This window comes from Novosphingobium sp. JCM 18896, assembly GCF_025938095.1.
In the GTDB taxonomy this organism is placed as follows: domain Bacteria; phylum Pseudomonadota; class Alphaproteobacteria; order Sphingomonadales; family Sphingomonadaceae; genus Novosphingobium.
Genome location: NZ_JAPCZF010000002.1, coordinates 709909 through 722055, shown reverse-complemented (window position 1 = coordinate 722055; position 12147 = coordinate 709909). Strand labels below are relative to the sequence as shown.

The following is a 12147-nucleotide window of genomic DNA, read 5'->3' as shown; positions in this document are numbered from 1 at the left end:
GTTCAGTTTTCCTTAGAGACCGGCGCCGTGGCCGGTTGTTCGAAGACGGGATGCCAGCGGCCGCTGCGCAGCAGCAGTCGCACCGAGGCGGACATCGCTCCGACCTGGGCGTCGACCAGGCCGACCTGCGCGGTGACGGCCTCGCGCAGCGCGTTCATGACGTCGAGCCACGACCGGCGACCGGCGATGAACTGGCGCATGTAGCTCTCGCTCACGCGCGATGCGGTTTCGGAGGCGCCGGTCGAGATCTGCGCACGCGCCTTGGCGGCGTCGTACTCGATCAGGTCGTTGGCAATCTCGCGGCGCAGCTGCTGGTCGGTGACGCGTACGTCCTCGAGCGCGCCCTGGATGCGCAGCTTGGCACCGTCGACCTGCGCGAGCTGGCTGAGCCCGCCGCCCGACGACTGCTGGCGCAGCACGAAGCCGACGCGGCTGCCGAAGACGTCGTCGTACGAATACTGGGCGTTGAGCTGCGGGAACAGCGACGCCTTGCGCGAATCGAAATCGGCGCGCGCCAGGTCGACCAGCGAGTTCAGCCGCTTGAGCGTGGGATCATAGGCGATCGCCTGTTCCTCGAGCGCGTCGCGATTGGTCAGCTCGACGATCTTGTAGGGCGGGATCGGCCCGAGATCGTAGTTCGGATCGGCGATCAGCTCGGCCAGGACGCGCAGGGTCGAGCGGCGCTGCGCCCGCGTGACGGTATATTCCTGCTCGATCTGCGCGGCGCGCGACTTTGCCAGCTCGAGATCGGCCAGCGGGCTGACTTCCTGCTGGACGCGGCGCTCCATCGTGCCGACGAGACGCTGGTGCTCGCGCACGCTGTCGGCCAGCAATTGCTCGCGCTGGGCCAGGCGGGCGACTTCGAAATAGGCCTGGGCCGTGGTCTGGGCCAGGGTCTGCACGGTGACGACATAGTCGGCCGAGGTCGCGTCTTCGGCGGCCTTGGCGCGGCGGATGCCCGCGCCGATGCGGCCCGCGGTCCAGACCGGCAGCTCGACCGCGACCTGCGGATCGGGTTTGCTGTCGTTGTCGAGATAGGAGACCGTTCCGCTCAGGTTCGGCGCGCGCAGCCACTTGGCGCTGGTGACGTCGGAGGCGGCGGCGGCCAGCGCGGCGCGCGCCGACTTGGCCGAAGGATAGTTGCGCGTGACGATGCTGATCGCCTCTTCGAGCGCGGGCGGCACCTGCGGCGGCGTCGCGTTCCAGCCGATCTGGGGAATCTTGCCCTTGCGGGCCTTGGGTGCCGGCGGGCCATAGACCTCGACCCCCGGGGCCTGCACGGCCGGCGGATCGAAGGTCGGAGTCTGGCCCGGCTGGAGCCGCGCGCCGCCGCGATCGGGCGTGGGCGGCGGCACGTCGACGGGCTTGGCCATCGTGCCCGGATCGGAGGTCGTCGCGGAATCGCCCTGGACCGCGGCATTGGTCGCCGGGTTCGGCTTCACGTCCTGCGCCATGGCGAGCGCGGGCCACAGCGCCACGACCGCCGCCATGGTAACCGCCATGGTCACCGGTGCGGCGCTGCGGGACGCGCGCGAGCCAGCTTTGCGTTCAAAAGCCAAAGTTCGATCCTAGTTGATGCTGCCGGATGCCCCGAAACATCATGTCATCCCTGCTGCTCGACGGTCAGGTTGCGCGCGCGCTGGTCCTGCTCGTCCTTTGAAATGTTCACCAATCCCGCCTGCTTGAGGCGCTCCAGCACCGCATAGAAGCCGCGATACGACGTGCCGGCGACCTGCATCGCCTCGTTCACGCGCAGCGGTCCGGACATCATCAGACAGAGCAGGACTCGCGCTTCGGGGGTCAGGAGCCGCAGCTTCTTCTTCTTGAAGAGCTTGGCGTCGAACTCGACCAGTTCCTTCCAGCGCGGATCGGCCGCGTCGATCGTCAATACGTCCTGGGCGCCCTCCCCTTCCATCTGCCGTTCGGAATCCCTGTCTGCCCGCGAGTCGCGATGCCTGTACCGAGTATATGCAAATTTAACACGCAAAAATTCACCATATCTGTGGATTTCACGACGGAGCGTCGCCCCGGCCCGCGCGATGCCCGCGGCGGCAGCGCAAAAGCATCCCCATTTCGGACGTATCAACCGCGCATTTGGGGGATGTCACGAGAGCAAGGCGCGGTTAAGCGCGGGCCGGGCAGAGCGATTTTCCTCGTGAAAAAGCCGCCGGCTTGCTACTTGTGTCGGATAGTCACGCAGGCGTCGCATAAGGTTCAGGGTTGAGAGGTTTATCAGTGATGGCGACCCAAATTCTGGAAGTACCTTCGCTCGTCGCCGATTCCTCGCCCGTCCAACTGCCTTCGGTGCTCGTCGTCGAGCGTGAGGATCACGGCCTCGCCCACTGCATGAGCGTGCTCAAGAGCCTGGGCTACGAGCATTCGGGCGTGACCAGCGCCGAAGAGGCGATCGACCGCATCTGCCGCGACAGCGCGATCCAGATCGTCCTGACCGATCAGCGCATGCCGGTGATGGACGGGCTGACGATGATCGAGGAGATCCGCACGCGGCTGGGCACCGCGCGCACGATCGCGCCGATCGTGCTGACCGACGCGATCACCGCCGAACTGGCGATGAAGTGCCTGCACCTCGGCGCGGTCGACGTGCTGTGCCGGCCGCTCGACCTGATGGCGAGCTCGGCCGCGCTGCGCCGCGCCGTCGCGCATCTGCGCAGCCGCGACGACCTGCAGCAGCAGGCCAGCCTGTCGAGCTTCGGCAGCCAGCTCAGCCGGCTGGTCTCGGCGCTCGAAGGCCGCGGCCACGACACCCGCCTCGCCGCGGCGCCGACCAACGAGGACCTGGCCGCGACCCTGCGCGCGATCATCACCTCGCGCGCGCTACGCGGGCGCTTCTTCTCGAGCCAGCTGTTCGCCGACCCGGCCTGGGAAATCCTGCTCGACCTGACGCGCGCGCAGCTCGAGAACCAGGAAGTCTCGGTGTCGAGCGTCTGCATCGCCGCCTCGGTGCCGATGTCCACGGCGCTGCGCTGGGTGGCGCAGATGACCGACGCCGGCCTGCTGCGCCGCTGGCCCGACGCGCGCGACGGCCGCCGCGACCTGATCGCGCTGACCGACGCGACCGCGGGTCACATGCGCGAATATCTCTGCGCGGTGCATGCGACGATGCGGCGGGTTTGAGGGGCAGCGCTGCACCACCCTCACCGCTGCGACTAGCTTCACTGCGTTCAGCAAGTCTCGCCGCCTCTCCCGCCAGCGGGAGAGGGGATGGAGCGCCCCACCCTTCTCCCGCTGGCGGGAGAAGGATAGCGTAGCTTGCTCCGTCATTAGCTAGCGAAGCTTGGATGAGGGTGGCGCGTCAGTTCCCTGCCGGCGCCGGCACCGCAGCTTCGGCCTCGCGGCGCTTGCGCGCGTCGTACTCGCGCTCGGCCTCTTCGACGCGGGTCTGCGTCTCGGCGGCTTCGGCGTCGAGCGTCGACAGGCGCTTCTCGCGTTCGGCCTGGATCAGCTCGCCGAAGCGGATCGAAGGGTCCTGCCCCTTTTCGGCATAGGCGCGGTTGATCAGCTGCTGGGTGCAGCCGAGCGCCCCGCCCGCGCCGACGGGCGAGCACGACTGCGTGCCGGTGCGACCGACGGTCTCATACGCGAGGACCTTGTTGTTCCAGGCGTCGTTGCTCGGCGACTGGCTGCCGCGCAGCGGCTCGGGAATGCGATAGCGCTCGCGTTCCTCCTTGCGCGCGCAGACCGTGATCTCGTCGGCCTTGCCCTGCGGACATTCGTCCTGGCCGTAGACGATGACGAGATTGACCTTTTCGTCGGGGCTCTGCGCCATGGCGGGCGCGGCGGGAAGCAGGAACGCGGAAGCCAGGGCGGTCACGGCTACGAGGGAAAGGCGGGTCACGGCGTGGTTCCTTGGCTGATCGTTCGCAGGGCTAGGCAGATATAGGGTCTGCACCCGTGAATGCTAAATGAAGCGGCGCCAGCATGACTTTGTTCCGCCGCAATGCAAGGTGTCAGATCCGCTCGGACAGACGGATCGCCAGGCGACAGCCCATGCGAATCGCCGCCGAGATCAGCGGATAGGCGGGCGCGCGCTCGGCCCCCGCGGCCAGCGCGGCCTCGCGGTGCTCGCGCTCCTCGACGCGGAAGGTCTCGATCATGCCCGAAAGCTCGGGATCGCTGTCGCCGAGCTCCTCGAGCTGGCGCGTATAGTGGCGGTCGATCTCCTCCTCGACCGCGGCGGTGCAGGCCATCGCCGTCGCCGGGCCGGCCAGCGCCGTCACCGCGCCGAGCGCGAAGCCGGCGACGTCCCACAGCGGCTGCAGCGCGGTCGGCCGCACGCCGCGTTTGGCCAGCAGCGCATCGAAGCGCGCGCGGTGCTCGGCCTCCTGCGCGGCCATGGCCGCGATCTCGCCGGCGCGCGGACCGCGGTTGCCCATGACCGCGAGCTGGCCCGCGTAGATCCGCGTCGCGCCATATTCGCCGGCCTGGTCGACGCGCAGCATGGTCTTGGTATCGGGCTTCATCGTGCCGTCTCCCGGCTGCGCAGCAGCAATACCGCGATCGCCAGCGCCGCGGCGCCCGAGAACAGGAAGTTCCAGCCCGCGAGCGAGACGCCCAGCAGGTCCCACGGCGCTACGTCGCAGCGGATCAGCGGCGCGTTCATGATCGCCGCCAGCGGATCGGCGCTGGCCGCGACGGTGCTGGTGCAGGCGGTGAAGCCCTGCCACCAGCCGTATTCGACGCCGGCGTGATAGCCGCCGATCAACCCCGAGACCGCGATCGCGAAGGCCGCGAGGCCCAGGATCGCGCGGCTCTCGCGCAGGAACAGCGCGACCAGCGCGAGGCCGAGCGCGGTGAAATGGGCATAGCGCTGCCACCAGCACATCTCGCAGGGGAACAGGCCGAAGGCGAACTGGCCGATATAGGCGCCGCCGAGCAGCGCCAGCGGCGTCGCCAGCGCGACCAGGCGCGCCAGCTTCAGCGCGGTATTACCCCCCGCCATGCCCACTTGCGTCATGCCCGGCTCAGCGCTTGCGCGAAGCCAGCAGGCCCGGCTGCGCGGTGCGCCGCAGGGTGTCGACCGCATAGGAGAGCTGGAAGTCGGTGATGCCCTTGGCCTTGAGCTGCTCGGCGGTCATCTTGAAGCGCGGATCGTCCTGCTTGTCGGTCTCGAGCTGCTTGTCCTCGAGGTTGACCTCGTTGATCAGGTGGCCGCGCAGGTCGCTCTCGCGCAGCGCCCGTTCGGAGCGCTTGCGCGCGTCGGGATCGGACAGCTGCGGCACGCGGATGTCGGGCTCGATGCCGCCTTCCTGGACCGAATGGCCCGAGGGCGTGAAGTAGCGCGCCGTGGTCAGCTTGACCGCCGAACCGCGGTCGAGCGTGAACATCGACTGGACCGAGCCCTTGCCGAAGGTCCGCTCGCCCATGACGATCGCACGGTCCTGGTCCTGCAGCGCGCCGGCGACGATCTCCGAGGCCGAGGCGCTGCCCGCATCGACCAGCACGACGATCGGCAGGCCCTTGGCGACGTCGCCCTTGTAGACCGATTCGGCCTTGTAATATTCGTTCTCGCTGGCGACGCGGCCGCGCTGCGAGACGATGTCGCCCGAGGTCAGGAACAGGTCCGACAGGCCGATCGCCTCGTCGAGCGAACCGCCGGGGTTCGAGCGCATGTCGAGCACCAGCCCGGAGAGCTTGCCGCCGCTCTTGGCCTTGAGGTCGAGCACCGCCGTGTTGACGTTGCGGCCGACGTTGCGCGAGAATTCGTTGATCGTGATCACGCCGACATTGCCGTCGAGCTTCCAGGTCACCGGCTCGAGCTGGATCACGCCGCGGCTGACCGTGACGTCGAAGGGATCGTCGCGGCCCGGGCGGAAGATCGTCAGGCGGATCGAGGTGCCCGGCTGGCCGCGCATCTTGGCCACGGCCTCGTCGAGGTCGCCGCCGTAGTAGAGCTTGCCGTCGAGGTGGGTGATGAAGTCGCCGGCCTTGATCCCCGCTTGCTCGGCCGGGCTGCCGCGGAACGGCGAGACCACCTTGACCGCGCCGTCGTCCATCACGACCGACAGGCCGAGGCCCGAATAGTTGCCGTCGATCATCGTCTCGAGCCGCTGCAGGCTGGCGCCGTCGAGGTAGGACGAGTGCGGATCGAGGCTCTCGAGCATGCCGTTGATCGCGCCCTTGAGCAGCTTGTCGTCGTCGACGTTGTCGACGTAGTTCTGCCGCACCAGCTGATAGACCGCGACGAGCTTGCCGAATTCGGGCCCCGAGCGGCTGTCGACCGCGGCCAGGCCCTGCGTCGTCACCGGCAGGAGCGCGACGGCACTGACCAGCAGACCGGCGCGGGCGATGGACATCAGAGACTTGCGATTAAGGGCGGGCATAGAGCGTCTTCCAACCATGATCGGCGCTTTTATCGCGCCCGGGCGATGAACGCCAGATGGCGCTTTGTCGCGAGATTGCCAGCGAAAAGCGAGCGGGCAGTTAAGCTACCCACTCCCAGCGATCGCTACTGCCCCCGCATCGCGCCGAGCGGATCGACCGGCACGCCGTCGCGGCGCAGTTCGAGCGTGACCAGCGACTGGCCGTCGCCCGCCGCGCCGAGCGGCGAGCCGGCGAGCAGTTGCGCGCCGACGCTGGTGTCGAGCCGCGCGAGGCCCGTGACCAGCGAGGTCCAGCCGCCCGGATGCTCGACGATGACGATGTTGCCATAGCCGCGATAGGGCCCGGCAAAGGCCACGCGCCCCGCCGCCGGGGCCACGAGCTGCGCGCCGACGCGCGTCGCCAGGGCAATGCCGCGCACACGCGCGCCGCCGCCGCGCTGGCTGTCGCCGAAGCCGCTGACCAGCCGGCCGGTCACGGGCAGCATATAGCCGGGCAGGCCGGTGGTGGTGGGTCCCGGAGCATCGCCGACATTGGTGACCTGCGCCGCCTCGGGCCGCGCCGGGCGCATGATCGGCCCGGGCAATTGCGCCAGCCGGTCGCGCAGCGCGCCGGCCTTGCGCAGATCGTCGGTCAAGGTGCCGAGATCGCGCGCCTGCTCGGCCAGCGCCAGCGCGCGTTCGGCCTCGCGATCGGCAGCGCCGGTGACCTGGCGCGATTCGAGCCGCTGGCGGGTTTCGAGCCCGGCGAGCACGCCGCGCCGCGCGGTCAGTCGGCGCTGGCTCTCGCGCAGGTTCTGCGCGGCCAGCGCCGCGCGCCGCTGCAGCGCCTTGCCGCGCTCGATCTCGGCGCGCAACGCGGCGGTGCGGCGCTGGACCTCGGGCAGCATCGTCGCGAGCAGCGCGCGCATGTACATCGTCTCGCGCACCGAGCCCGGACGCAGCAGCGCCAGCGCCGGCGGCCGGCGCGACAGCCGCTGGAGCGAGGCGGTCAGCCGCACGACCGGCCGCTGGCGTTCGGCCAGTCGCGCGCGCAGGACTTCGCGCTCGCGCCCGATCAGCGCGACCTGGGCCTGGTGGCCGGCGATCTCGGCCTCGGTCTGCTGGATGCGCGCGGCGATCGCCGCCGCCTCGTGCGCGGTCTTCTCGGCCGCGGCCGATGCGCGCGCGGCCTCGGCCTCGAGCCGTTCGGCGCGCGTGCGCGCGGCCGCGCCCTGCGCCTGCGCCTCGACCAGCGCGCGACGCGCGTCGGCAACATCGTCGAAACGCGCGGCCTGCTGCGCGTCGAGCGAGGCCGACGCGCTCAGCCCCGCGAGCAGGCTCGCGGGCAGCAGAAAGGACAGAACACGGCGCGACGACGTCATCGCCGCACGTCTAGCGATTGATCTACTGACGTGGAAGCCGATCCACATGCGGGACAACGAGAGGCCGCCGCTCGCCAGCACTCCCTTGGTGCTGGCTCCATAACCGTCGCCCCTGCGCAGGGGCGACGGATGAGTATCGGTCTTGGCGGGTTTCCGAGCCTTCACGCTCGGATCCGCCCTAACCCGCGCGATGATACGGATGGCCGGCGAGAATGCTGGTGGCGCGCCACAATTGTTCGGCGAGCATCGCCCGCGCCAGCATGTGCGGCCAGGTCATGTTGCCGAAGCCGATCAGCAGGTCGGCCTTGTCGCGCAGGGCATCGCCATGACCGTCGGCCGCGCCGATGAGGAAGCGCGTCTCGCGCACGCCCTCGTCGCGCCAGCGCCCGAGCAGCGCGGCGAATTCCTCTGAAGAGAGCTGACGGCCGCGCTCGTCGAGCAGCACCTCTCGATAGGGTGTTGCCGAAGGCGCCGGCAGCGTGCCACCCGTATCGGGCATTTCGCTGATCCGGAAAGGCCAGGTGATCCGCTTGGCATAGCGATCGACGAGATCGGCCTCCGGCGAACGGCCGATCTTGCCCCTGGCAATGACGTGCAGTTTCAGATCACGCGGCTCCGACCGGACCGTCGCCGAAGCCCCACATGCGCTCGAGATTGTAGAAGCTGCGCACTTCGGGCCGGAACAGGTGCACGACGACGTCCCCGGCATCGACCAGGACCCAGTCCGCGGCGGGCAGGCCTTCGATGCGGGCATGACCGAAACCGGCCTGCTTGATCCGCTCGGCAAGCTTCTGCGCCATGGCGGTCACCTGACGGGTCGAGCGACCCGAGGCGATGACCATGTGGTCGGCGATCGAGCTCTTGCCTTCGAGCGGGATGGAGACGAGCTCCTGCGCCTGATCGTCGTCAAGCGAGCCGAGCACCAGCGCGTGCAGCGAGTCGGGCTCGGCTGCGATCACGTTCTGGGCCGGCGCTGTTGCCGGGGCGGCGGCGCCGGCTGCGGCCGGCTGGTTCTGCGCCTGGTTCATGTAAGTCGAAATTGCTCCTCTGAGGCAGTGCTGTCTGTCATGCGACGCGCGTCACATCGGTCAATGCGGACGATGATTGATCGTTCTGTGTGACCGAAGGAAGTCAGCGCGAAGTCCCGAAGAACCGCCACGCTCACGCCGCATCTGCCGGGATTGGACGGTGCGAAACCCCATCGCGCAGACCACCTGTTGCGAGGCTGTCTGCCCAGTGCGGATCGGCTTGACGGATTGCCGTGGCCGAGCGCCGATCGGGATCGAAACGCAGGTACACCAGCGCCGGAGCGCTCCATCCAGTCCGGTTGCGGATACCGGCAGCAGACGTCCGGTAACGCCTGAGCCAGGCCATCGCAGGGCTCGCGACAGCGGCATCGTCATAGCCCGGACGGGCCAAAACTGCAATCGGCATGGTCCGGGCGATCTGGCGCCAGTTCTTCCAGCGCGAAAACTGCGCAAGATTGTCCGCGCCCATCAGCCAGACGAAGCGCCGCTTGGGCCAGCGTCGCGCGAGCTTGCGCAAGCTATCGACGGTATAGCGCGTGCCCATTTCGCGCTCGATCGCCGAGACGCGGATCGGCGCGCGCCGCGCCTGGCGGCGGGCCGAGGCGAGCCGCACGGCGAACGGCGCCATGCCCTTGGCCGGCTTGAGCGGATTGCCCGGCGAGACCAGCCACCAGACCTCGTCGAGGCCCAGCGCTTCGCGCGCGAACAGGCTGATCCGCCGATGCGCGCCATGCGCTGGATTGAAGCTGCCCCCGAGCAGACCCGTGGTGACGGCGCCTGGCTTCATTTGGGCTCCCGCCGCGGCGAGGCGAGATCGGCGCCGGCGCCCATCGTTTCGAACATCCAAGCCGGATATTCGCGCGGCAGGGCAGAGACCCGGTCGAGCGCGGCCAGTTCCTCGCGCGTCAGTTCGACCGCGCAGGCGGCGACATTGTCGGTCAGCTGATCGGCACGCTTGGCGCCGACGATCACCGTCGAGACCACCGGCTGGTGCAGCAGCCAGGCAATCGCGATCTGGGCGATGCCGACGCCGCGCTTTTCGGCGATCGGCGCCATCGCCTCGATCGCGGCATAGGTGCGATCGAGATCGACCGGCGGGAAATCGAACTGCGCGCGGCGCCCTTCGCCGTCACCCGAAGTGCCCTTGCGGTACTTGCCCGACAGCAGGCCACCGGCGAGCGGGCTCCAGACCATCAGGCCCAGGCCTTCGCTTTCGAGCATCGGCACGAGCTCGCGCTCGAGGTCGCGGCCGGCGATCGTGTAATAGGCCTGGAGGCTGACGAACTTGTCGAAGCCGCGCCGCTCGGCAATGCCGAGCGCCTTGGCGATCTGCCAGGCGGCCCAGTTCGACACGCCGATATAGCGCGCACGGCCCGAGCGGACGATGTCCTCGAGCGCGCGCAGCGCCTCCTCGATCGGGGTATGCGCGTCCCAGCCGTGGATCTGATAGAGATCGATATGGTCGAGCCCGAGCCGGTCGAGGCTGGCGTCGATCTGCGCGAGCAGGTGGTAGCGGCTGGTGCCGCCGTCGTTGACCCCCTCGCCGATCCGCCCCTTAGCCTTGGTCGCGACGATGACGTCACTGCGTCGCACGCCGAGGTCCTTGAGCGCCTGGCCGGTGAAGCGCTCGGACTGGCCGGCCGTGTAGATGTTCGCCGTATCGAGGAAGTTGATGCCGGCATCGAGCGCCTGGCGGACCAGCGCCGTGCTCTGCGCCTGGTCGAGCCCGGCGATCGCCGAGAAGCGGCTGGGATCGGTGCCGAAGGTCATCGTGCCGAGGCACAGCTCGGACACGACGAGGCCGGTGGAGCCGAGACGGTTGTAGCGCATGGCAAGCTGCCCTTCTTTGTTGTCCGTCATCCCCGCGAAGGCGGGGATCCATCACCGATGCTCTCCGCCGGCACGGCAGCGCGAGGCGCGGACTCGGGAGATGGATCCCCGCCTTCGCGGGGATGACGGGGATCTGTGGTCGCAGCTATCCTGCGCAGCAGGCCAGACGGGTCAAGCCCGCACAAGTCAGAGCCGCGCCGATCAGGGCCGCGTCTGGCCCGTGCCGCGCACCACCCACTTGTAGGTCGTCAGCCCTTCGAGCGCGACCGGGCCGCGCGCGTGGAGGCGGCCCGTGGCGATGCCGATCTCGGCGCCGAGCCCGAATTCGCCGCCGTCGGCGAACTGGGTCGAGGCGTTGACCATGACGATCGCGCTGTCGACCTGGTTGAGGAAGCGTTCGGCCGCGGCGTCGTCGGCGGTGACGATCGCGTCGGTGTGGTTCGACGAGTGGCGCGCGACGTGATCGAGCGCCTGGTCGAGCCCGTCGACCACGGCGACCGAGAGGATCGCGTCGAGGTACTCGGTGCCCCAGTCCTCGTCGGTCGCGGGCTGCACGCGCGGGTCGAGCGCGCGGGCGCGGGCATCGCCGCGCAGCTCGCAGCCGGCCTCGATCAGCGCGGTCACGACTTCGGCGTTGTGCGGGAAGCGCGCGTCGAGCAGCAGGGTTTCCATCGCCCCGCAGATGCCCGTGCGGCGCATCTTGGCGTTGAGCGCGACGGCCTTGGCCATGTCGCGATCGGCGGCGACGTGGACATAGGTGTGGCAGATGCCGTCGAGGTGCGCGAGCACGGGCACGCGGGCGTCGGCCTGAACGCGCGCGACCAGGCTCTTGCCGCCGCGCGGGACGATCATGTCGATCGCGCCGGCCGCGGTCAGCATGGCGCCGACGACGGCGCGGTCCTGCGTCGGCACGAGCTGGATCGCGTCGACTGGCGCACCGACCGAGGCCAGCCCGCGGCTCAACGCGGCGAGGATCGCCCGGTTCGAATTCACCGCCTCGCTGCCACCGCGCAGCAGCACTGCATTGCCCGAGCGGAAGCCAAGCGCGGCGGCATCGGCGGTGACGTTGGGGCGGCTCTCGTAGATGATGCCGATCAGCCCGATCGGCACGCGCACGCGCGTCAGCACCAGGCCGTTGGGGCGCTGGCTGCGGTCGATCACCTCGCCCACCGGATCGGCCAGGCCCGCGACCTGGTCGACCGCCTGGGCGATCCCGGCGAGGCGGCCGGCGTCGAGCTTGAGCCGGTCGAGCATGGCCTTGGTCAGGCCGTTGGCCTCGCCCGCGGCGATGTCGCGCGCATTGGCCGCGAGAATCCCGGGCTCGTCCTCGCGCAGCGCCGCGGCGGCGGCGCGCAGCGCGGCGGCCTTGTCGGCATCGGACAGCAGCGCGAGCTGGCGCTGCGCGGCGCGGCCGGCCGCGGCCATGCGCGCGACGAGCGCCTCGGGGGTTTCCTGCGCGGTTTCCGGGTTGAGAGTCTGCGTTGCCATGGGCCGGGCGCTAGCATCGCGCCCCGGCCTTGTCATCCACGCGGTTTTACTTTGGCGATGCTGGGGCGGCGCCGGGGCCGACTTGGCGGATTCGAATCG

Annotated in this window: 13 protein-coding genes; 1 reads left to right on the top strand and 12 read right to left on the bottom strand. The window is 69.6% G+C overall.

What is annotated here, in order from left to right; all coding sequences use genetic code 11:
- Nucleotides 1–2: 2 nt before the first annotated feature.
- Together OLX23_RS09440 and OLX23_RS09435 are read right to left on the bottom strand one after the other, a co-directional pair.
- On the bottom strand, nt 3–1490 hold the full coding sequence (locus OLX23_RS09440) for a TolC family protein (RefSeq protein WP_264444646.1): 1488 nt from the start codon (nt 1488–1490) through the stop codon (nt 3–5).
- Between the two features lie 113 nt (nt 1491–1603).
- Nucleotides 1604–1915, bottom strand: a complete 312-nt coding sequence (locus tag OLX23_RS09435) for a helix-turn-helix domain-containing protein (RefSeq protein WP_264444645.1) — start codon at nt 1913–1915, stop codon at nt 1604–1606.
- A 323-nt stretch (nt 1916–2238) separates the two neighbouring features.
- On the opposite strand from OLX23_RS09435, the gene OLX23_RS09430 reads away from it, so the two are divergent.
- A complete protein-coding gene (locus OLX23_RS09430; RefSeq protein WP_264444643.1) occupies nt 2239–3135 on the top strand; it encodes a response regulator in 897 nt (298 codons plus the stop codon).
- A 178-nt stretch (nt 3136–3313) separates the two neighbouring features.
- Here the strand turns inward: OLX23_RS09430 and OLX23_RS09425 are convergent, their stop codons facing one another.
- The 10 genes from OLX23_RS09425 to OLX23_RS09380 all read right to left on the bottom strand — a co-directional run bounded on the left by OLX23_RS09425 (nt 3314) and on the right by OLX23_RS09380 (nt 12048).
- Complete coding sequence (locus OLX23_RS09425; RefSeq protein ID WP_319641305.1) at nt 3314–3856, bottom strand: hypothetical protein; 543 nt, start codon at nt 3854–3856, stop codon at nt 3314–3316.
- A 112-nt stretch (nt 3857–3968) separates the two neighbouring features.
- Nucleotides 3969–4481, bottom strand: coding sequence for a demethoxyubiquinone hydroxylase family protein (locus OLX23_RS09420; protein WP_264444642.1), 513 nt, complete (start codon nt 4479–4481; stop codon nt 3969–3971).
- Entirely contained in the window at nt 4478–4975 is a 498-nt protein-coding gene (locus tag OLX23_RS09415) for a disulfide bond formation protein B (protein WP_264444641.1), read from the bottom strand. Before OLX23_RS09415 ends, OLX23_RS09420 begins: the two co-directional genes overlap by 4 nt.
- A 7-nt stretch (nt 4976–4982) precedes the next feature.
- Nucleotides 4983–6314, bottom strand: coding sequence for a S41 family peptidase (locus tag OLX23_RS09410; protein ID WP_264444639.1), 1332 nt, complete (start codon nt 6312–6314; stop codon nt 4983–4985).
- 152 nt (nt 6315–6466) lie between these two features.
- A complete protein-coding gene (locus OLX23_RS09405; protein ID WP_264444638.1) occupies nt 6467–7702 on the bottom strand; it encodes a murein hydrolase activator EnvC family protein in 1236 nt (411 codons plus the stop codon).
- A 178-nt stretch (nt 7703–7880) separates the two neighbouring features.
- Nucleotides 7881–8306: a 23S rRNA (pseudouridine(1915)-N(3))-methyltransferase RlmH gene (locus OLX23_RS09400; protein WP_264444923.1), complete on the bottom strand. Its 426-nt coding sequence runs from the start codon at nt 8304–8306 to the stop codon at nt 7881–7883.
- Between the two features lies 1 nt (nt 8307).
- Nucleotides 8308–8730, bottom strand: coding sequence for a ribosome silencing factor (gene rsfS, locus OLX23_RS09395; protein ID WP_264444636.1), 423 nt, complete (start codon nt 8728–8730; stop codon nt 8308–8310).
- Nucleotides 8731–8863: 133 nt separating this feature from the next.
- The gene (locus tag OLX23_RS09390; RefSeq protein WP_264444634.1) at nt 8864–9517 is read right to left on the bottom strand and encodes a nicotinate-nucleotide adenylyltransferase; all 654 of its coding nucleotides are present in this window, start codon (nt 9515–9517) and stop codon (nt 8864–8866) included.
- A complete protein-coding gene (locus OLX23_RS09385; RefSeq protein WP_264444633.1) occupies nt 9514–10560 on the bottom strand; it encodes an aldo/keto reductase in 1047 nt (348 codons plus the stop codon). The genes OLX23_RS09390 and OLX23_RS09385 overlap by 4 nt, the downstream gene beginning before the upstream one ends.
- A gap of 201 nt (nt 10561–10761) precedes the next feature.
- Nucleotides 10762–12048, bottom strand: coding sequence for a glutamate-5-semialdehyde dehydrogenase (locus OLX23_RS09380; protein ID WP_264444632.1), 1287 nt, complete (start codon nt 12046–12048; stop codon nt 10762–10764).
- Nucleotides 12049–12147: the final 99 nt, after the last annotated feature.

Excerpts from the sequence above, each read along its gene's own strand:
- OLX23_RS09440 (WP_264444646.1), bottom strand. The coding sequence starts at position 1,490 with ATGGCGGCGGTCGTGGCGCTGTGGCCCGCGCTCGCCATGGCGCAGGAC.
- OLX23_RS09435 (WP_264444645.1), bottom strand. The coding sequence starts at position 1,915 with ATGGAAGGGGAGGGCGCCCAGGACGTATTGACGATCGACGCGGCCGAT.
- OLX23_RS09430 (WP_264444643.1), top strand. The coding sequence starts at position 2,239 with ATGGCGACCCAAATTCTGGAAGTACCTTCGCTCGTCGCCGATTCCTCG.
- OLX23_RS09420 (WP_264444642.1), bottom strand. The coding sequence starts at position 4,481 with ATGAAGCCCGATACCAAGACCATGCTGCGCGTCGACCAGGCCGGCGAA.
- OLX23_RS09415 (WP_264444641.1), bottom strand. The coding sequence starts at position 4,975 with ATGACGCAAGTGGGCATGGCGGGGGGTAATACCGCGCTGAAGCTGGCG.
- OLX23_RS09410 (WP_264444639.1), bottom strand. The coding sequence starts at position 6,314 with ATGTCCATCGCCCGCGCCGGTCTGCTGGTCAGTGCCGTCGCGCTCCTG.
- OLX23_RS09405 (WP_264444638.1), bottom strand. The coding sequence starts at position 7,702 with ATGACGTCGTCGCGCCGTGTTCTGTCCTTTCTGCTGCCCGCGAGCCTG.
- rsfS (WP_264444636.1), bottom strand. The coding sequence starts at position 8,730 with ATGAACCAGGCGCAGAACCAGCCGGCCGCAGCCGGCGCCGCCGCCCCG.
- OLX23_RS09390 (WP_264444634.1), bottom strand. The coding sequence starts at position 9,517 with ATGAAGCCAGGCGCCGTCACCACGGGTCTGCTCGGGGGCAGCTTCAAT.
- OLX23_RS09385 (WP_264444633.1), bottom strand. The coding sequence starts at position 10,560 with ATGCGCTACAACCGTCTCGGCTCCACCGGCCTCGTCGTGTCCGAGCTG.
- OLX23_RS09380 (WP_264444632.1), bottom strand. The coding sequence starts at position 12,048 with ATGGCAACGCAGACTCTCAACCCGGAAACCGCGCAGGAAACCCCCGAG.